Source organism: Bifidobacterium sp. LH_558 (assembly GCF_056356295.1).
In genome coordinates this window covers 1-21,228 of sequence record NZ_JBKETZ010000004.1, presented here as the reverse complement: position 1 = coordinate 21,228, position 21,228 = coordinate 1, and the positions used below count along the sequence as shown (strand labels likewise).

Annotated in this window: 17 protein-coding genes; 13 read left to right on the top strand and 4 right to left on the bottom strand. The window is 51.3% G+C overall.

Annotated elements, in window-relative coordinates; genetic code table 11:
- Positions 1-1,137, bottom strand: coding sequence for a glycosyltransferase family 4 protein (locus AC1AV0_RS06400; RefSeq protein ID WP_476572279.1), 1,137 nt, complete (start codon positions 1,135-1,137; stop codon positions 1-3).
- 326 nt (positions 1,138-1,463) lie between these two features.
- On the opposite strand from AC1AV0_RS06400, the gene pssD reads away from it, so the two are divergent.
- The 12 genes from pssD (at position 1,464) to AC1AV0_RS06340 (ending at position 14,014) form a co-directional block, all read left to right on the top strand.
- Positions 1,464-1,913, top strand: a complete 450-nt coding sequence (pssD, locus tag AC1AV0_RS06395; RefSeq protein ID WP_476572277.1) for a PssD/Cps14F family polysaccharide biosynthesis glycosyltransferase — start codon at positions 1,464-1,466, stop codon at positions 1,911-1,913.
- A gap of 12 nt (positions 1,914-1,925) precedes the next feature.
- Positions 1,926-2,441: a glycosyltransferase gene (locus tag AC1AV0_RS06390; protein ID WP_476572275.1), complete on the top strand. Its 516-nt coding sequence runs from the start codon at positions 1,926-1,928 to the stop codon at positions 2,439-2,441.
- A gap of 27 nt (positions 2,442-2,468) precedes the next feature.
- Positions 2,469-3,626 (top strand): polysaccharide pyruvyl transferase family protein, encoded by a 1,158-nt coding sequence (locus AC1AV0_RS06385; RefSeq protein WP_476572273.1) that lies wholly within the window; start codon positions 2,469-2,471, stop codon positions 3,624-3,626.
- A 1-nt stretch (position 3,627) separates the two neighbouring features.
- Positions 3,628-5,403, top strand: coding sequence for a 2-succinyl-5-enolpyruvyl-6-hydroxy-3-cyclohexene-1-carboxylic-acid synthase (menD, locus tag AC1AV0_RS06380; protein ID WP_476572270.1), 1,776 nt, complete (start codon positions 3,628-3,630; stop codon positions 5,401-5,403).
- A 5-nt stretch (positions 5,404-5,408) separates the two neighbouring features.
- Entirely contained in the window at positions 5,409-6,269 is an 861-nt protein-coding gene (locus AC1AV0_RS06375) for an SDR family NAD(P)-dependent oxidoreductase (protein WP_476572265.1), read from the top strand.
- Positions 6,270-6,305: 36 nt separating this feature from the next.
- Positions 6,306-7,250, top strand: coding sequence for a glycosyltransferase (locus tag AC1AV0_RS06370; RefSeq protein ID WP_476572262.1), 945 nt, complete (start codon positions 6,306-6,308; stop codon positions 7,248-7,250).
- On the top strand, positions 7,247-8,359 hold the full coding sequence (locus tag AC1AV0_RS06365) for a glycosyltransferase (protein WP_476572259.1): 1,113 nt from the start codon (positions 7,247-7,249) through the stop codon (positions 8,357-8,359). Before AC1AV0_RS06370 ends, AC1AV0_RS06365 begins: the two co-directional genes overlap by 4 nt.
- Before the next feature lie 4 nt (positions 8,360-8,363).
- Positions 8,364-9,659 (top strand): hypothetical protein, encoded by a 1,296-nt coding sequence (locus AC1AV0_RS06360; protein ID WP_476572257.1) that lies wholly within the window; start codon positions 8,364-8,366, stop codon positions 9,657-9,659.
- Positions 9,646-11,079 (top strand): oligosaccharide flippase family protein, encoded by a 1,434-nt coding sequence (locus AC1AV0_RS06355; RefSeq protein ID WP_476572255.1) that lies wholly within the window; start codon positions 9,646-9,648, stop codon positions 11,077-11,079. Before AC1AV0_RS06360 ends, AC1AV0_RS06355 begins: the two co-directional genes overlap by 14 nt.
- 10 nt (positions 11,080-11,089) lie before the next feature.
- Positions 11,090-11,818, top strand: a complete 729-nt coding sequence (locus AC1AV0_RS06350; RefSeq protein WP_476572253.1) for a capsular polysaccharide synthesis protein — start codon at positions 11,090-11,092, stop codon at positions 11,816-11,818.
- A 231-nt stretch (positions 11,819-12,049) separates the two neighbouring features.
- Complete coding sequence (locus tag AC1AV0_RS06345; RefSeq protein WP_476572251.1) at positions 12,050-13,000, top strand: glycosyltransferase family 2 protein; 951 nt, start codon at positions 12,050-12,052, stop codon at positions 12,998-13,000.
- 30 nt (positions 13,001-13,030) lie between these two features.
- The gene (locus AC1AV0_RS06340) at positions 13,031-14,014 is read left to right on the top strand and encodes a glycosyltransferase family 2 protein (protein ID WP_476572249.1); all 984 of its coding nucleotides are present in this window, start codon (positions 13,031-13,033) and stop codon (positions 14,012-14,014) included.
- A gap of 66 nt (positions 14,015-14,080) precedes the next feature.
- Here the strand turns inward: AC1AV0_RS06340 and AC1AV0_RS06335 are convergent, their stop codons facing one another.
- Entirely contained in the window at positions 14,081-15,367 is a 1,287-nt protein-coding gene (locus AC1AV0_RS06335) for an amidohydrolase family protein (protein ID WP_476572247.1), read from the bottom strand.
- Positions 15,368-16,023: 656 nt separating this feature from the next.
- A complete protein-coding gene (locus AC1AV0_RS06330) occupies positions 16,024-17,382 on the bottom strand; it encodes an ATP-binding protein (protein WP_476572245.1) in 1,359 nt (452 codons plus the stop codon).
- A 579-nt stretch (positions 17,383-17,961) separates the two neighbouring features.
- Here AC1AV0_RS06330 and AC1AV0_RS06325 point away from each other — a divergent pair.
- Positions 17,962-19,104: an ATP-binding protein gene (locus AC1AV0_RS06325; RefSeq protein ID WP_476572242.1), complete on the top strand. Its 1,143-nt coding sequence runs from the start codon at positions 17,962-17,964 to the stop codon at positions 19,102-19,104.
- A 229-nt stretch (positions 19,105-19,333) separates the two neighbouring features.
- Here AC1AV0_RS06325 and AC1AV0_RS06320 read toward each other — a convergent pair whose 3' ends face one another.
- Complete coding sequence (locus AC1AV0_RS06320; protein ID WP_476572240.1) at positions 19,334-20,914, bottom strand: sugar transferase; 1,581 nt, start codon at positions 20,912-20,914, stop codon at positions 19,334-19,336.
- Positions 20,915-21,228 lie beyond the last annotated feature (314 nt).

Here is a 21,228-nt window from a genome sequence, read left to right as displayed (position 1 = left end):
CTACGCCTCACCTCGATACAAGGCGAGCGTCTGTTCCACCACTTGGCTCCAGTCGTACTTGTCGGTGATGTAATCCGCGGCTTTGGCCTTCAGCTCGTTTATGCGGGCGGGATCCGCAAACAGGGCTGCCAGCTGGTCGCGCAAGTCGTCGACATCGCCGTGGCGGAACGTAACCGCATGGCCATCCACCACTTCGACGCATTCGGGGATATCCGAGGTGAGGCATGCGTTGCCGTAGCTCATGGCCTCCAACAAGCTCATCGGCATTCCTTCAAGATCGCTGGGTAATACATAGAGGTACGCGTTGCTGTACAGCTCCTCCAGCATCCGTCCTTCGATGAAACCGGTGAGAACGATGCGAGGATCCTTGGCCGCTACGGCTTTGACCTGCTCATAGTAGTCGGCGGAATCCGAGGATCCCCCGGCGATGACCAGCTTCTTGTCGGTGTCGAGTTGTTTGAACGCTTCGACCAAGTAGTGCACGCCCTTCTCCGGAACAATGCGGCCTAGGAACAACACGTAGTCGTCTTTACCCAAGCCATAGCGCTCGGAGATCTCCTTCGCTGGTACGGGCTGATGGCGTTCGATGCCGTTGGGGATGAATCGCACATCACGACCATACGTATCCTTAAAATATCGCTGTACGTTGCGGCTCAGCACGATGACTTCGTCCGCGTACTTCGCGGCGGTGCGTTCACCCAACTTCAGATAGGAGGACGCGAACCTGCCCCACTTGGCACGTTGCCAGTCAAGACCATGGATCGTGGCCACGGTGCGGATGCCTGCCCAATGAGCCAGGCGCAACGGCACACAGGGCCCCTCGGCATGATAGTGAATCACATCCGGGCGGGCTTTGATCGCCTTCAGGGTGGCAAAGAACGATGAAGTCAGCGCGGCTAGTCCTTTGGCATCAATGGTGGTGACGGGTACGACCTTCACTCCTTTATATACGTAAGGAGCATCATCGCGATTGGCTGAATTGTCGTACTGTGCGCCGGCAACATTATGTCCTCTTCGGTTGTATGCAACCACTTGCTCACCGCGCGCGGCCATACGCGTGGACAGCTCATCCACCACAATCTCGATGCCGCCCTCGCGGGAAGGAATGCGCTTGTGCCCAATGAACGCGATCTTCATCGAATCTCCGAGGAAGACGCGGCTGGCGATGTCACGGTAACATAACGGCCGTTATCGGTCAGTATCAAGCTGCTCACAATCCACCCTTCCTCAGCCATGATTATCCCAATCATTCCAACAAACTACAGGTAACTATAGACATAAGGGGGTACGGCGTCGATATACCCTCTTCGATGATTTGAAAGTCTTCACAAGACACGTAATGATTGTCATCAACGAGCAAAAAGGCGTCATCTCCGATGTCTTGCATACTCCAGACAGTTCTCTTCGTCCGATAACGGCCGCTATGTCGTTAACTCCTTTCACGCCGGAAATGAGTTGAGTCGGTGAAGGTGTGCCTGGTAGGTTCCAGCGGCGGTCATCTGACGCATCTTTACATGCTTAAGCCGTTCTGGCAGAGCAAGGATCGTTTCTGGGTCACCTTCAATAAGGAGGACGCGCGTAGCCTCCTGCAGGATGAGCAGGTCTACTCTTGCTATTACCCGACGAACCGCAATTTGAAGAACCTGATTCGCAATATCGGAGTCGCTTGGCGGGTGCTTCGCAAAGAAAAGCCTGACCTTATCGTTTCGTCCGGTGCTGCAGTCGCCGTCCCGTTTTTCTGGCTTGGCAAACTTTTTGGCGCGAAAACTATCTACGTCGAGGTCTTCGATCGCATCGACAAGCCCACGATGACCGGTCGACTGGTCAGCCCGGTCACGGATCGCTTCGTGGTGCAGTGGGAAGAGATGAGGCGAGTGTATCCCAAATCGGTTTGTCTGGGCAGCATCTTCTGAAGGTTGGGATAGATGATATTCGTAACAGTTGGCACTCATGAGCAACCCTTTGACCGTCTGGTTCAGGCCGTAGACGAGCTAAAAGGTGACGGTGTTATCGCGTCGGATGAGCCGGTATTTATCCAGACCGGTTTCAGCACCTACACTCCCCAGCACAGCGAGTGGTCGAAGCTGCTGCCGTATCAGGAAATGCAGCAGCGCTTCCACGACGCAAGGATTGTCATCACCCATGGAGGCCCGTCCAGCTTCCTTGCACCGTTGCAGATCGGCAAAATCCCGATTGTCGTACCCCGTCGAGTGGAATACGGCGAGCACGTCAACGACCATCAGGTCGATTTTGCGCATGATGTTGCCGAACGCTTCGACAACATCATCATCGCCAGCGACAAGAACGAACTCGCCAACGCCATCCAAAACTATGACCGACTGGTGGCAGGCATGTCAGCTGAACGACTCTCCCACAACAACGAATTCTGTCAGCATTTTGAATCTCTGGTCACGGATCTGATCCCCACAAAGGAGGCCTAACCTGTGGCGAATATAGGAATTATGTCAATGCAGAGAATCGCAAATTACGGTTCGTTTCTGCAAGCGTACGCGTTACGGACAATGCTGGAAGAACTCGGTCATGACGTGCAGTTCGTGGATTACCACGTATGCTCGCCAGTGATTCGAGACGCTTCGGAAAGCGACGGACGTCTGGCACGTGTGGTGAAGAAGGGCTTGGCCGCTTTAGGCGGGAAGGCGCCGCTATCGCAGAAGCTTGCGTTCATTCGGCATAAGAAAAACTTTGCGCAACGCTACATGCCTTTGCTTGGAGTGCCCGAACAGCCGAATTACAATCCGCAACTCGACTGTTTGGTCATCGGCAGCGACGAGGTGTTCAACTGCATCCAGAAGAACACGAATGTCGGATTCTCACCAGAGCTATTCGGTGCAAACAGCCAAGCGAAGCGTGTTATCACTTACGCAGCGTCTTTCGGTAACACCACATTGGAGAAGTTGGAGCGATACGGCAAAACCGACGAAATTGCCAGCTACCTGCGCGCAATTGATGCCGTGTCCGTACGCGATGCCAATTCCGGTGCAATCGTGGATGCCCTGACCGGCTCGACGCCTGAATATCATCTCGACCCAGTATTGGCTTACGACTACATGGGCAAGTGTGACCGTATCCCAGCTCTGCGTACCGACGAGAAGTATCTGATTCTCTATGCCTATTCCAACCGCATCACAGAGCCGGAAGGACGATGGATTGCGGAGTATGCAAAACAACGCGGCTTGAAAGTCTATGCGATCGGTGGAGCTCAACCTTGCGCCGACCGTTTCATCGACTGTTCGCCATTCGAAGTACTGGCATATTTCAAGAACGCAGAGGCCGTCATCACCGATACGTTCCACGGCACGATCTTCTCCGTCATCACGCATCGCCCATTCGCGACCTTAGTGCGCAAAAGCGTGGGAACCAGCTACGGAAACGAAGAAAAGCTGACCGATTTGTTGGGACGTCTCAACTTGGCCTCGCGTGCAACCTACGACGTCGCAAACGTCAAGCAGCTGTTGGAGCAGCCTACCAACTTCGATGCTACAGATGCCATCATCTCCGATCAGCGTCAACGCACGTTCGAGTATCTCAGTTCGTGCATTCCAGCTGATGCCTGCGAGAGTGAAAAAAGTCATGCTGAAGCATTCAACGCAAAAGAGGGAAAATAATATGTACACGGAGCTGAAGTCCTATCAAATCATTATTGCGTTGATGAAAAAATGGGGAATCCGCCATTGTGTGCTGTCTGCAGGCAGCAGAAACGTGCCGTTTGTACATTCCATAGAGAAAGACCCTTTTTTCACCTGTTATTCCGTTGTTGATGAACGCAGTGCTGGATATTTCGCGCTCGGACTTGCCCAAGAGCTCAATGAGCCCGTGGTCATCTCTTGCACTTCTTCAACAGCGACATGCAACTATTGGCCACCTGTCGCTGAAGCCTTTTACCAGGGCGTGCCGCTGGTTGTGATGACCAGTGACCGTGATCCGGCAATGCTGGGACAATGGGAAGATCAGATGATTGACCAAGTCGGCATGTTTGATCGTCATGTGCGCAAGTCGGTAAATCTACCCATCATCCATGATCACGACGATGAGATTTTCTGTCAGCGTCTGGTGAATGAGGCTTTCTTGGAACTGGACCATCACGGAAAAGGTCCGGTCCACGTTAATGTTCCGATGAAGTCTTATAACAACTCTTTCAATGTGAAAAAGTTGCCTGAAGTAACTAAGATCGAGCGAATCGAGGCAACTGACTGCCAGACAAGCTGGGATCCTTACATCCAACGCCTACAGCAAGCGAAGCGCATCCTAGTCATATGCGGACAACAGAGTGTTCCATCGGAATGCCTGCGTGAATCTCTACAAGCATTCTTCGAGCGGTTCAATGCCGCTATAGCAGTTGAACATATGTCCAATCTGGATATCGAAGGAAGTATCAATACATCGGTATGCATGGACGCGCGTTTCACCACAAAGAAGAAAGACGCTGAGCTGTTGCCGGACATCGTGATTTCCCTTGGAGGCAACGTAATGTCTGGGATTAAGGAGCAGCTACGCAAATTCGCTGGACAGTTTGAGCACTGGTCTATTCAAGAAGACGGCCGCGTGGTCGATATGTATAAGAGTCTGACCACTATTTTTGAATGCACGCCGGAGCATTTCTTTGAGCAATGCGTTAACGTAACCAGTGGAACAACAGGTAACGACCGACACTACTACAATCAATGGCGAGCATATCTCGACACTATTGAGCCGCCTGTTTTCCCTTACTCTCACGCCTACGCTGTGGAGCAGGTCGTCACGCAAATTCCCAGCGGATCATTACTGCATCTAAGCATTAATGACAGCATCCGCATCACAAACTTCTTTAAGCTAAATCCTGACATCAAGGTCTATGCAAACATCGGCACGCATGGAATCGACGGATGCCTATCGTCGTTCCTCGGGCAGGCGGCAGCCTCACCCGATAAGCAAAGTTATTTGGTGATAGGCGATTTAGCCTTTTTCTACGATATGAACGCTACGAGGCTGCGCCATATTGGCAAAAACGTTCATATTCTGTTGATTAACAATGAGGGCGGATCGGAATTCTATTTCAATCACATGTGGAAGGACGAAGCCAGCGATCTGCATACCACTGCACGACACCACACCAAGGCTGAAGGTTGGGTTCGATCAAATAACTTCGTATACCTTGCCGCGCATGATAAGGAGTCGCTGCGCCAGGTTCTTCCTGAATTCATGCGGACCGATTCGGAACGTCCGGTGTTCCTTGAAGTATTTACCGAAATGCGCCATGACTCCGAAGTTATCTATGACTTCTTTGATCTAAACCGACCTCGGGATGCCAAGTCCGAACTCATTAGAAATAGCAAAGAACTCATCAAACGAACCATAGGACAAGAGCAGGCTCAGAAAATCGCACGCTCGTTCGGGATTGGATGATTCACATGGGGATGAAGCAGCTGATTCGAAAGGCGGCGAAATTCATACTGGCTTCTCAGCCGGAAGCCAATGTCACCGTCAACATCGCACAAATATCCTATGGATCAACTCTTGCGGGGAAGACCATCGTCATTACAGGCGGGGGAACAGGTCTCGGACTGGCTATGGCTCGCAAGTTTATCGCAGAGGGCGCTAGAGTGCACATCACTGGACGGAACGAGGATAAACTACGTCAGTCCGCAAAAGCTCTCGGCTCACAGTGCTCGTACACCGTATTCGACGTGACAGATGTAACTGATGCTAAGCGATTCATTGAGCAATGCAGCCGCGAGCTTGGAGGGCAAATCGATTGTTTTGTCAGCAACGCCGGTGTGTCTTTGCACGAGAACGTTTTTTCCAATGTCACGATTGACGGTTTTGACAAGCAGTTCAATACAAACCTCAGAGCAGCTTATTTCTTAGCCCAAGCCTTCCTCGAATACAAACTGACACACAAAGATAACGACGGTCAGCTATTGTTTATCTCTTCCGAATCCGCTGATCAATGCTACGACATTCCTTACGGCATGACTAAGGCTGCGATTAACACTCTGACTAGAGCACTGAGCCGCCGGGTATATCAGCAAGGTATTCGCGTAAATGCCATCGCTCCAGGTGTGACTGCTACCGATATGACGAAAGAATACGCGGATGTTTCCGATGGGAATTTGAGCCGCAAGTGCGCCTCCGGCAGAGTATTCCTACCGAGTGAGGTGGCAGAAGTTGCGTGTTTCCTGCTGAGTGATGCTTCGCAATGTATCTCCGGTGAAGTCATCCATACCAATGGCGGGAATCATCTCAGAGCTTTCTGGGATGCCGTTGAGTAATCAGGGCTCGGCAAAAAAGCGAGAGAAGTAACCAATATGGCTGATATCGTAGCAGGGGTTGTGCTTTACAACCCGAGCAATCTTGAGCGCACTAGCAAGTGCTTGGCACTAACCGCAGCACAAGTACCTGTGCTGTACATATTCGACAACTCCGTCGAACCTGTTCAGGTCGAACTGCCCATGAACGCAGTGTATATGACGGAACACCGCAATGTAGGGATGGGACGAGCCTTAAACGAATTGATGCGGCATGCCCTCAATGACGGACATGATTGGGTGCTTACCATGGATCAAGATTCGCTGATACCAGACGGCCTAGTTGCAGCTTTTTCTAAAAGAATCGACTCTGGCGACAATCATCTTGCCTTGGTATGCCCACAATTTGTGGATAGGCGTCGCCCTTTCATGAAAGCCGATCAGACGCAAGACGAAACAGAGGTCACACGAGCGATCACCTCGGCAAGCTGCACTTCCATAGCCGCATGGCAGTCAGTCGGCGGCTTCGACGAATGGCTATTCATCGATTTAGTCGATAATGAGTTTTGCGCTCGCCTGGATTCCGCCGGATACCAGATGATTCGACTTAATGATTGGGTGCTTGATCAGGAATTTGGCGTGATCGAACCTAAATCACCTAGACAGCAGCATTTCTGGCTGACGGCAAGCTGGTTACTGCATGTGCCAAATTTAGCAAAGTTCTCATATCGCAAACAGGTCAGCCCGATGCGGATGTACTACACGCACCGCAATATCATATACACGAACAGAAAACTGCGACGATATCGCAGCGTTGGCTATGACAGCTACAACTGCAAAGGCTACCTTGGATTCTTAGTCAATATCACGTTGCCTTCTATCCTCCGTGCTCAGCATAAATGGCAAGTAATCCGCGCCATCGTCAGAGGAACTCGTGATGGGCTAAAAGCTCCAGTTGAGGCGTGGTCCGCTCCAGAACCGGCGCTTCGCGAGGTAACAGTATGACACGAATTCTTATCATCAACACTGCTGGCATGGGCGTTGGTGGTATCACCACACATATGCTGAGTTACTTGAGGGAAGTCATCAGTGACTTCCCTCAAACTGGTGTAGACATCGTTATAACTGGGGTTCGTGACGAGAATATGCTGCAACAATTCCGAGATATCGGTTGTAATCTGATCGAATTCCCAGACCGTAAAACAGCGACTACAGCATACCTGTTCAAGCTCCGACGCCTGATGCGCCGAAATGTCTACGATGTGCTTCATGTTCACGGCAATAGCGCCACAATGGCATTGGAACTCTTATGCGGTGCAATGTGCCGGATTCCCATACGTATTGCCCATTGTCACAATTCGCTTAGTGGTCACATGCAGTTGCATAAGGTCCTTGGTCCGCTGTTCCGAGCATCGTACACTAAAGCCTTTGCCTGCTCGCAGCAGGCTGGGGAATGGCTGTTCGGCCAAAACGGTTTCACTGTGCTGCCAAATGCGTTAAATCTCAACCTGTACCGATTCGATCAGGCAGCCCGAGCGGAATGCCGCAGCCAGCTGGGCATTCAAGATCACACAATGTTGATGGGGCATATCGGCAACTTCAACAATCAGAAGAATCAGACGTTCGTGCTGGATGTATTTCAAACCTATCGCAGCCAGCATAATCGTGATGCCGCGCTTGTCTTCATTGGCATTGGAGCGAAACGCGCTGCCATCCAGGCCAAGGCGAAGAACCTTGGGCTAAGCAGTTGCGTTTTCTTCCTCGGAATACGCAACGATATACCACGTTGGCTGCAAGCTATGGACTGCTTCGTGTTCCCTTCATTGTGGGAAGGCTTCGGCACGGTCATTATCGAGGCTCAGGCTACTGGTTTGCCTGCGTTGATTTCTTCGAAAGCTCCTGAGGCTGTGAAGTGCTCCGAGAATTGCCAATTCGAAGATCCGGCACAATCCGCATTGGAATGGGCAAACAAAGTAGACGAGCTTTTGAAGACGCAAACAGAGAGATGTATTCAAGCACATGCTTTCAGCGAATACGACATCTCAAAGACCAGACGAATTCTTGAGGAAGCGTATCAGTTGACCGAAAACGGCAACAACGGGCAGGAGTTATAAAGCGATGACAATATTCGGCATGATATGGCTTTCAATTGCCGTCTTTGCCTTCTGCTTGAAAGACATACGGCCCTTGATAGTTATGACGATTCTGGGATCGGTTTTTCAGTGCAATAACGTCATTGCATTAGCTGGAACCGGTATCGGCCCGCAAATCATCACCTCAGCCATGTTCGTAATACGAGTTCTCATCCTACGACTTGGTAGATGGCGCCCTAGGCGTGCGATGAGAACCATCCGCATCGGCACCATAGTGGTATTGCTTGCTGTTTTCCTTTCCTTGTACACCAACGAAGATGCCGTAGCAGACCAGCCGTTATCCTACAAACTGCGTATCTTACAGCTTTGCACCTATATAGCATGTGCGTGGGCCATGAGCTCAGTATCTAGTCTTGTGGACAACCAATTCGTTTTCAAAATGGTCCTCTACATCACAGTATTCCTTCTTGCGGTCGGAGTACTGCAATTAGCAATTACGTCAGGTTTGGTCCCCCATCTGACCTTGGTTAATGAGCTGCTTTATAACGACCATGGCGATGTGACTTATTACTATCGGACAGGTTATTTCAGAATTCTATCAACATATCAAGAACCATCGTATTATGCTTGTTTCATCGTTGGAGCATTCTATTTCTTCCTCTGCACTCAGCGTTCTTTTCGACATAAAAACCTGTTGATTTCGGTTATATTGCTAGAGATTCTTCTAACTTTTTCATCAACAGCGTATGGATCATTGGCTATCATTGGCGTGCTGTTTGTGCTTGTCGCACCAGGAACAAACCGGAAAGTATCCCTAATTGCAATTGGCGCAATCACTTCTCTCATCATGTTCAGGTTTTTCAGCGACATCCTCGGTGAAGTAATCTTCAATAAAGGAACATCCGGATCGGCTAACGCGAGAAACAGTTGGAACGCAGCTGCGTTACGCATGTTTGAATCATCCCCATTCTTTGGCGTTGGGTATAAACAATCACGTGCAAGTTCTTTTCATTTGACGGTATTGGCAGAACAAGGAATTGTCGGCATGGCAGCTGTGATTATACTAATTGCAGCGATATGCATTCCATTATTTATTCGTCGAGGTGCAACAAAAATCGGAATAGTCAATTTTGCTCTTCGACTTTCCGTGTTATGCGCTTTTGCTTGTATGTTCATTGCAGTACCAGATTTAGATATTGCACCTCTATGGATGTGGATAAACTGCTTGCTGCTTTCCTCATATCCCCAAGCGCGAAGCCTACGGCAACAAACAAATAGTCACACGCTTAATTCAGAGGTTAGGAACATTGGCAAGTATTAAGAAAAATTTTTTCTATGCCTCAGCATATAAGATTTTAGAGCTACTGCTACCTCTTGTGACTTCACCCCTACTTTCCCGCCGACTGGGAGCAGATAGCTTAGGCGTTTATTCATACAGTTATGCGATTGTCGCTCTGTTCGTCATGGTTGCTGAGTTAGGCTCATATCGGTATGGAATGCGTGAAATCGCGAAAGCAAAATCGGATCAGAACCTGTTGAACCAAACATTTTCCGATATATTTACCGCACATTTAATAAATGGAATCCTTGTAGCAACAGTATATTTCGCGCTCATACCTTTGCTATATGGAAATCATCCATGGATTTTTGTGATACAAGGCCTATCAATCGTTGGAAACATGATTGATAACGCTTTTCTCTTTGTCGGCATGGAGAATATGAGACCACTAGTGACTCGGGACACAACGGTAAAAATTGTCACGTTCATACTAATTGTGCTCTTTATCCGCCACCCATCGGATCTCATGCTGTACGTTGCATTCATGTGTTGCTCCAGCCTAGTCGCACGTTCTATTGCTCTATGGTATGGCCGACGCTATGTTTCCTTCGTCAGACCATCTGTTTCGGACTGCCTGAGACATTATCGAGGCATGTTTAAACTGATGGTGCCTGTGGTGGCGGAAGGTGTTTACAACAATATCGGCAAGCTCATGGTCGGCTCACTGTTCAGCAAATCCGATGTTGGATACATGGAATTATCATCCAAAGCGACACTGCCTAAAACCATCATTTCCTCACTTGGAACAGTGATGTGTCCCAACATTGCCAGATTACATGCGGAAGGCAAACACCAGCAAGTGCGGAGCAGGTTCGTCGAATCGTTCACAGTATGTATGGCCATGTCCTACGCCGTCGCATTCGGCATCTCTGCTGTCGCACCGGAATTCGCACCCTGGTTCTGGGGACAAGGCTTCGACGCCTGCTCACCACTGATGACTGGCTTCGCTATTAGCATTCCGTTCTGGACCGTGGGCGAAGTGATTCGCAACCAGTATCTATTGCCCACTGGCAAGGATAACCAGTACATGGTCGCTTTCCTAATCGGACTTGGTTCACTAACGGTATTCTGCGTTCTCCTAGTACCAAGATTCGGAGCTATGGGCGCAGTCACTTCCACCATTTGTGCCGAGGCGGTGATGAGCATCGCTCAGACATTATTTATTCGTGGTGAGGTGCCGATCATCAGACCACTGGTGGGAACATTGCCATACCTGTGTTGTGGCGCATTTATGCTGCTAACCGTCAGACTGTTTGCTTCCATGTTTTCATTTGCCGCTGGAATCCAGGTGCTGGCGGAAATCTGTATTGGAATTTTGACATTTGTTTCTTCCGTATCAATTTACGAAGTCGCAACCAAACGACATCTGTTATTGCGGGTAATCGCTGGCCTGACAAAATGAGGAGTCGATAGTGAACAACGTTTATACGGCCTGGTGGCAAGGCTTCGACAAAGCCCCAAAGATAATACAAATGTGCCATTCAAGCCTATTGCATGCAGCAGATGCATGTTCGGCACAGGTTATTTCCATAACTGACAAAAACTTGGACGATTACATCGATTGGCCGGGGAAGATTGTCGATAAATACCGCAAAGGCATTATCCCTGCAGCCCACTATTCCGATCTGTTGAGGTTTTCGCTACTTCGTAACCATGGTGGTATATGGAGTGACGCATCCATGTACTTCAACAAACCTTTGCAACAAGATTGGTTTGAGAAAGAGCTGTTCACGTTTGCAAGGGAAGCACCAGAATCAAAGCGTATAACTAATCGATGGCTTATGTCACTCATTGGGGGGCAGCGCAACTTTTCGCTTTTTGGACTGTTGACTGATTTTTGGATTGATTACTGGATGCATGAGGATGATTTAATTGCATATCTAATCACCGATAACATTATGTATCTGGGTTACAACACCAATAAATCCATTCATGAAGCATTTGACAAATGTCCGAGAATGACATTTCCTGCAGATTTTTTTGAGCGACGAATGGCATCGATTTTAAACTCAGACACTCGAGAAAAGCTCGAAAGAAATGACGGATGTTTTAAGTTGACTTACAAGCAGGATTTTCCTGTATATATTCACGGAAATCTTACATTGTACGGACATCTACTAAAGGAACAGGGAATTGAATAGTTTATTTCATTACTGTAGTAAATTTTTTTCTGCTTTAAAGAACAACTTTAAAATTACACGAGTAAGGAAATGGGGAATTAGAATACCAGTGCTTAACATATTTATTTTTTTATCACATCGCCACACAACACCTTTTTCTTTATTTTGCGAATATCAACGCGACAAATTAGTTAATAAATATCTTCTTAAGAAATATTCAACTGTAATAAAATCATATGAACTGAGGTAATAATGACAATTTCTATTATTGCACCTGTCTATAATGTCTCTTCTTATCTTGATCAGTTCATATTGAGTGTAACCAACCAGACATATTCTGATTTTGAGTTACTTCTAGTTACGGATAAACCCACTGATTCATCTATAGAGATCTGCCAGCGCTATGCCCAAGAAGATCAAAGGATTCATGTCTTAGAACAACCCACCAACATGGGCGTGGCCAAAGCTCGTAACCGCGGACTACGAGAAGCTCAAGGCGATTATCTTATGCTGGCGGACAGCGATGATTACCTAGCACCTTGCGCACTGCAGGACAGCCTGACTCTCCTCATGGACTCGCAAACCGATATTGCGTATTGCGGCTATTGGACTGATTGCGACGGCAATATCCAGCAAAAACGTTTTCGCTTCTCCAAAGGGCGATATTCACACAACCAAGCGGTAACAGAGCACTTGAACCTCCACACGCTATATGGATATCCGTGGGGTAAATTATTTCGCAAGGAAGTGCTCAAGGACGTTTGGGACCCAGAAGACATGTCATGCGGAGACGATGGCGTATTCAGCTATCGCGCTTTGTACAACGCGAAACGAGGCGTGGCTTTCACCGACAAACCAATCTATTATTACCGCATTCGACAAGATTCGTTGACCCAACACGGGCAGGGTTTCAGGGCAAGGGATCTAGAGATACTCAAGCAGGTTCAATATGTACGCGAATGGACTAAAGACGAAGGCTTTGAGTATCCTCTTGATGTATTCGAATTCATCTCATATACCGGTATGATGCAGAAGTATTTGACCGCCGAAACAGCCGTGCGCAACGAATTCGCCGAAGAATTCATGACCATGAAAACTGCCTGTGACAGCACATGGAAAAGCTGTTTATTGCACGCCAAGAATCCTGCTTTCAGGCTGCGAGCTCTTCGCTACAGCTTGCGCGGACTTGATTCATTACGCTGATTTAGACTAAAACAAGCGAAGAGAACCAATATGTCAAATCCTCTGGTAAGTATTATCGTGCCCATGCACAACTCTGCGGCTTACCTCCATATCCCGCTTCAGAGTTTCATGAATCAGTCATACCGTGAAATGGAAATTATCCTGGTCGACGACGGGTCCACAGACGATACTTTATCTGTGGCAAGTAGCTGGCAGAACAAAGACCCTCGAATCAAAGTCTTCCATAAAGACAACGGTGGTGCAAGCTCAGCAAGAAACCTCGGTCTTGACAAGGCTGCCGGCGACTATATCGTCTTCTGCGACAGTGATGACAAGTACAGCCCTGAGGCAATTAACGAACTTGTCCGCCTCGCATTAATCAACAATGCAGATATCGTCTGTTGCGATGCCACTGTAAGTACTCACCCTGACGCGCATTGTTTTAAGAACGGACCGGATATGGCGGTTCTTAACAATTATCAAGCCATGGAACTGTTGCTGAAGAATGAAGGAACGTCCTCCAATGTCTGGGCGCGTTTATACAGAAGTGAGATATTCCAAGGCCTGAGGTTTCCCGAAGGGCGCGTTGTCGAGGACGCAGCCACGAGTTATCGATGTTTCGCCAAAGCGAATCGCGTCGTTTTCACAGCGCAAGAAATGTATACATGGTGTCGGCGCGAGCAGTCCGTTCAAAGCAGAAAAGATGAGAAACGATTCTATGACGAAATATTGGCAGCGCAAGAACGATTTGATTTCATCGCAAGGCACTATGACGATCATTTAGCCTGTATCGCTTTTTCAGAGCTGATGTTTGACTTGGTCCATGTGTACGAGGCATATATCCGAGGGAGCTATGACCTTGCCCGACTTGAGCCGTATGTTCAGATGGCACAATCAAGCTGCTATTCGCATTCCTCGATTTTTTTGAGATATCTTCCTCTTCGCAAGAAAATCGAATCGCTCATGCTCTTGCGTTGCGCACCGTTGTTCCGTGCGCTACTCCGCTGCTACACCACTCTTGAACGACTGCGATAAAGGGAAGCGGATGTTTTCTTGGAGATTGAACAAGGAATCCAATCTCCAAGAAAACGCCCACAACCCCTATCGCTCATCCTCAAACGGCTGAGGAATCAGGCAACCACTGACGTAGCGCTCCTTGATGTCGCGATCACCGCCGGCGTAGATAAAGCGTTCCAAACGCTCCTGGGGTGAGAGATCCAACGGACTCTCATCCTCGCGCACCACCAGCGCGTCGAACTCATACCCAGGTTCGAACGATCCGACCTTGCCGAAGAACGAGCCCGGAACCTTGGTCGCCATATGGAACGCTTCAGGCAAACGCAACGGCCTGTCCCGCTCATAGCCGGTCTCGAAGGTCTTCGCTTTGGACGCTTCGATCGACATGACGATATGCCGGTTCATATCCGGCTCGTGACCGCCGGCCACGTCACTCGCCACGCACACCTTCAACCCCGCGTCCAGATTGCGGCGCACCGGCATAATTCCGCTGGACAGATCCAGATTGGACTGCGCGCAATGCGCAAGCCACACCCCACGTTCCCGCAGCATATCGCGTTCACGGTCCGTCAGCCATACGCAATGCGCCATAATCGTGCGGTCCTGCGGCATTAGACCGTACCGCTCATACACCTCGGCATACGACGGAATATCCGGATGAAGCTCACTCACCCACGCAATCTCGCCACGGTTCTCATCCAAGTGGGACTGCACCGGCAGACGATACCGCTCCACCAGCTCCCCCAGTCCCTCCATCAGCGACTCCGTGGTGGAGGGGACGAAACGCGGTGTGACGATGAAACCCACATCCGGCGTGAGCTCACGCGATTTTCTGATCAGCTCCTCAGTGCCGGCGAGACTCGCCTGCGTGCTTTCGACAAGGCAGTCGGGAGCGTTGCGGTCCATATTCACCTTGCCGACCACAGGCTTCAAACCGGACTGTTGGCAGAGCTCCATCAGCCGCAGCGTGGATTCGTTATGAAGCGTGGCGAAAGCGCTGAAACGCAATGTACCTGCACGCCACATCGCGTTGATGAATCTGCGATACCAGTGGTCGGCCACCGTCAAATCCGCGTACTTGGATTCGGCGGGGAACGTGTACCGCTCCAGCCAAGGAAGCAGCTCATAGTCGTAGCCAAGGCCGGCAAGCGGATACTGCGGCGCGTGGACGTGCAGGTCGTTGAAACCGGGGATGATCAGGCAGCCGCTGCGGTCCACGATTGTGGGATTGGCATCGGCATACGCTTTCGGCAGGGAGCCGACGACATCGATGACCTTGCCCTCGTCATCGACCAGTACGTACCCGTCTTCGAACACTTCGAAGCGATCCGGAGTGGGCGTGCGCAGAACATCACCTTTATAGGCAAACATCACAAGGCCTCCTTAGCAAGGGCGCCAGCCACAGGCATGGGCACACTGCCCGGCGCCGCCGATGAAAACGTCTTCACACCGGCAGTAGCAACCATATCCGACTCCCCCGCCTCATCCTGCCGCCCGGGCTCGGGCAGCAACAGATTCAGCACGACTGCAAGCTCACGAGAGCGGAATCACGATAACGCCCGGTTTTCTGCGTGCTTTCTGATTTGAGCCTTCGAGAGAGGACATGTCCCGACTCGACGATAACCCAAAGGCAGCGAACCGATCATCGCGCTACGGACGTGCGATGACCCAAGCGACAAACCTTCGGGCGTTATCTGGACGGTCTTCGACATCGCGCTTTGAATAGAAAAACACGAAAATACAAGCTGACTACACGTCGGTCATACACGAAAATACAAGTTAAAAGAGACCAGTTCATACACGAAAATACAAGTCAAAAGTGGCCTGTCCATACACGAAAATACAAGTCAAAGGAGGCTTGTCCATACACGAAAATATCGCCTTTGTCCGTGAGGGCACGAAAGAAAGTAGGGATAGCGATCAGACCGGGCAGAGCCCGAAGGCTTGCGCACTACCGCAACAGCATGCGGCCACACTGGTCTTGCGACAATCCACCCAAGTATGGCGGTTGATTTCGGCACCGGCTACTACAAGGCGCTGAGATCAACCGAGTGAATCATCGTGGTCGGCCTCGGGCGAGGCTTGATGAACATACTCATATACAGCGGCACATACGTGATCGCGCCATCCTGTTCGATGTTGCCCTTGCAGAGCACATAGGCATCGCTCAAACGCCAATCAGGAACCGCCAGCATGTTATCCAACGCCTTATGCCTCTTCCAATCATTGCCCGATTTCACCTCAATGGGAATTACCGTTGCGCCATCCTGCACCACGAAATCCACTTCCCCCAGGCGATTGGTATTGAAATAGTGCAGGTCGAATCCATGCGCGCGAAGCTCCTGCGCCACCACATTCTCCGCGACCGAGCCCATATTGACCTCCAGCCGCCCTTGAAGCAGATCGTATTGGATGTTGCCCATGGAATCCGCACACAACAACCCCGTATCGTTCAAGAACAGCTTGAACAGACTGTGGTTGCCGCTGCTCTCCAAGGGCGGAACCGGCGCATTGACGTTATAACAAGGCAAAGCCACACCCGCATCCGCAAGCCAGAGAAAACTGCTGGCATAACGATTTTGACGAGCGGTTTTGCTCAAATCCGCAAGCACAAAACGTCGGTTCTTGTCATCCAGCTGAGAAGGGATCGCATCAAAAATCTCACGAGCCTTCGCTTTGTCTTTGGAGTCGGCGTATTTGGCGATGTCGAGACGGTACAGCGCCAGCAGGTCGGACTGTAGATCAATCACCTGCGCAATATCATGCGTGTCCACATAGCGCTGCACCACCTCCGGCATGCCCCCTACAACAACATAGGTTTGGAACAGCCGCATCATCGTGTCATGCACGGCAGCGCTAACCGGCCTCTTGTTCTCAAAACAATCATGCAGCATATCGATGGTGGATTGCTGCACACCGTTGGCCAGACAGAATTCCTCGAAATCCAACGGATACATGCGCATCTGCTCTTCAAAACCCACTGGATATGACGGGACTTGTTTGGCTCTCACGCCAAGCAATGACCCCGTCTCCACATAGTCGAACCTGCCATCCTCGACGAGGAATTTGATGGCGGTGCGAGCCTGCGGGCATTCTTGAATCTCATCAAGCAGTATCAGCGTATGCCCCGGCTTCAGAGGCGTCTTCAGATATGCGGTGAGATTGGCGATGATGGTATCGGCATCCAAGGCACCGTCGAATATAGAGGATGCGTCGTTGCCGCCTTCGAGAAAGTTAAGCTCCGCGAACCGTTCGTACCGCTGCTCGGCGAACATGCGGACCAACGTGGTTTTACCGATTTGACGCGCGCCAGTAATCATCAGAGCCTTGCGTGCACCGGCTTGTTTCCAATCCTCCAAACGCTTCCACGCCTTGCGATTCAACATGTTCCACCTCCTTATGCAACGAAATACCTTCTTTGAAGCATATCACATGCAACGTTTTTCGTAACGTTTTCTGCAACGTTTTACGGCTTTCTTAGGGCGTGAAACGCAACGTTTTACAAAACTGGACGTGAGCAATCACACTAGAAGCAACTGCGGTCGACACCCCGCCTCCTGCGTACTTTCTGATTTGAGCCTTCGAGAGGAAGAAGTCCCGACTCAACGACAGCCTACAGACAGCGAACTGACCATCGCGCCACGGACAGGCAATGACCTAAGTGCGCAAACCTTCCGGCGCTATCTGGATTGCCTTCGATATCGCGCTTTGAATAGGAAAACACAAAAAACACCTCTTTCCGTAGAGATGCGAAAGCAGGGCAGTAATCGGGTAGCGCCAGGGATATGAAAAGATAGAAAAACTTAAACAAAGATATGAAAAGATAAACAAAGATATGAAAAGATAAACAAAGATATGAATTAGGCAAAAAGCATACGCGCCAACGGCAACAAACTCATGCCCTTCGCAGCGACAGATGACCACAAGGCACTGAATCAATCCGAGCCAGAAAGGAGGTCAACGGAATGTCCGTCACCATCAATCCGTTCCGACCCTCAGCAGGAGCGAATCCACCGGAACTGCTTGGACGAGAAGAGGTTCTTGACGAATTCGAAGAATCGCTCATCTCCGGGCCCGGCTCCCCCAGCCGCCTGTTGCGCATCACCGGCAGCCGAGGCTCAGGCAAAACCGTTTTGCTCAATGCCCTAGGTGAACGAGCACGCATTCACAATTGGCAGGTACTTGACGAGACCGCCACCCCAGGTTTTGTCAATCAGATTATCTTCGCCCTCGATGAGGCGCAACAGCGCAAGACTGTTAAATCAATTGACCTGCCAAGCCTCGGCGTCGATGGTATCGGCAGTATTGATCTAGGCAGCGTCGAATTTAACAGGGCCACCCTACCATTGACCATTCGACGGACCCTCACCGAATGTCTGGAACGCATCGCTAAGCATCATCCCGACCGAGGTCTGCTCATCACACTGGACGAAACGCAAGGAGCCGACCCACAGGCGTTACGCTCGTTGGCCACAGCGGTGCAGCATCTCATTCGCGAGGACCGAAATATTGCCGTCGCCTTTGCAGGACTACCGGGGATGAGTTCGTTTCTCCTGCATGACGAAGTCACGACGTTCCTACGGCGAGCCACACCGGTCAATCTCACAGATATTCCGCTTGATTTGGTGAGAAACTCCCTCGCCAGCATCCTAAGTGCCCATGATTACACCATCGATCAGGACGCACTCGACGCGGCAACCGCCGCCACCTATGGATACCCGTTCATGATCCAACTGGTCGGATACAACATCTGGCGTCGTGCCAAAGACAATCATATCGATCTCGCAGCAGCTCGCTCCGGCATCGAATCCGCACGCATCCGTCTTGGCGGCACCGTGCATGAGCCCGCCGTCGAGGACCTGTCCGACGTTGATCGCACGTATCTGCTTGCCATGGCGCAGGACGACGGGCCTTCACGCACCGGCGACGTAGCCAAGCGCATGGGCCGGGACTTGCAGTATGCCGGGCGCTACCGCGAACGGCTCATCCAGGCCGGCATCATATACCCAACCTCATACGGCTATGTCGATTTCACCATCCCATACCTCAGGGAGTGGGTGCAACAGCATGCGGCCACACTGGTTCTGCGACGCTCCGCGCAGGCATGATGGTTGGTCTCGACACCGGCTACCGCAGGGCGCTGAGACCAACCGAGTGAATCATCGTAGTCAGCCTCGGGCGAGACTTGATGAACATTGAAACACCACATGCAACGTTTTTCGTAACGTTTTCTGCAACGTTTTTCGTAACGTTTTACAGCCTTTTTAGGACGTGAAACGCAACGTTTTACGAAACTGGGCGCGGGCGATCACACTGGAAGCGGCTGCGGTCTGCCTTTTAGTACGCGCCTTTATGCCTCAGAACGGCGCCGACCGTGCGCAGCATGAGCACGATGTCGCCCAGCACGCTCCAGTTCTGCACATAACTCACATCCAGCGACTCGCTTTCCTCAGCGGAAAGGTCGGATCGGCCGGAGACCTGCCACGGGCCGGTGATACCCGGCTTGACGAGCATACGGGTGGCGTACAGGCGGTTGTAGCGGGCGTATTCCTCGGGCAGCGGCGGGCGCGGCCCCACCACAGACATATCGCCCTTGAACGCATTGAGGAACTGCGGCAGCTCGTCGATCGAGAAACGACGGATGAATTTGCCCACCTTGGTGATGCGCGGATCGTCCTTCATCTTGAAAATGAAACGATTCTCCTGGCCGGTCTCCTCGGCGAGCTTCGCCTTCAGCTCGTCCGCGTTAATCACCATGGAACGGAACTTGATCATCTGGAACGGTTTGCCGCGCAGACCGATGCGCGTCTGCGTGTAGAACACAGGGCCGCCGTCCGTCAGCTTGATGGCGATCGCCACAGGTATGGTGACGATCAGCGAGCAGACGATCGCCAACGAGCTCACCACCAGGTCGAACGTGCGCTTGATGATGCGATGCGCGGGCGAATACTGGGCTAGGCGCTGCGTGATGATCGTGGTGCCTTGGATTGAACGAATCGTGATCTCATGGCCGCTGGTATCGGCGGCGGAAGCCACCATCGCCACCTCGAGGCCAAGCGATTCCATACGCACGGAGAAGATGTTGTAGTTGTCGGAATAACGCTTGAACACGTCGGAGATCATCACCGTTTGCGCCTGCATGTCCACCACGCGCTCGGCCAGATGATGGTCATCGTATTCCAGCACCGGGAGCGCGGAACCCCAGTTGGCCGTCATCTCGTCATTCAACGACTCGAGATTCGTTTCAGGCTCGACCACACCTTTCGCCTCGTCGAAACGAATCGGGCACACGGCCAAGGGACGATAATTCAGCTGCTGGCGGCGGGCCAGGAATTTCAGCGTACGACCGATGCCCTCAGGGGAGCCGACCACCACGGTGCCATACGCATATTCGCGCTTGCGCCGCTCGCGGGTGATGAACACACGGGAGGCGGCGCGGCAGAGCGCGGTCAACAGCCATGCGGCGACGATCATGCCGGTCAATGCGTTCAGCCGCAGACTCAATCCCAACACGAAATTCAGAGCGCACAGCAGCACCCAACACTCCGCCGCCCCCTTGAACAGCAGCGTGTTGATCTGGTAGCCGTCGCCCATCACATGGCGGTGATAGATGCCCGCTCGCCGCAGGCAGAACACATACAGCACCGCGGCGATGCACAGATACGAGGTCATGCCCATGCGGAAGCCGAACCGATTGGACACCAGGAAGTAGGAGTGCTCCAACACGAGCAGCGCGGTGGCACCGGCGATGATGAACATGGCCGCATCGACCAGCAAAAGCGCCAGATTCACATAGAAACGCCAATACAAGACATGGGACAACTGCTGCTGGCGAATATCATTCAATTGCTCAACCAAACGGGGAGAATCGGCGCGGCCGCCCGCAGACGTCCGCACCCGTCCAGCATTCACACCCATGGCCCTTCTGTCCCTCCACTTCATCTCCGCACCCACCCGTGCGTTCGCGCTCAAGTACCGCTCGCATGTTTCCTTTCAAGATGCGATTCCGGAGCGCCTCTCAAGCAACCCTTTTCAAGGCATCTTCAAACACCTAAGACGCGCCCGTGTGGGGAACGTCCCGCCGGCTATACAGTATACGCGACGGGGGTACCCCTGCGCACTGATCGACGTTCGTCGTAATGTTTGAGCGCGAAATTGGATTCCGTTCGTCATAAATAATGAGCGCGAAATCCCGCGCGGCCCGCGTCGTTCGCGGGGATGCTTGCCTTATG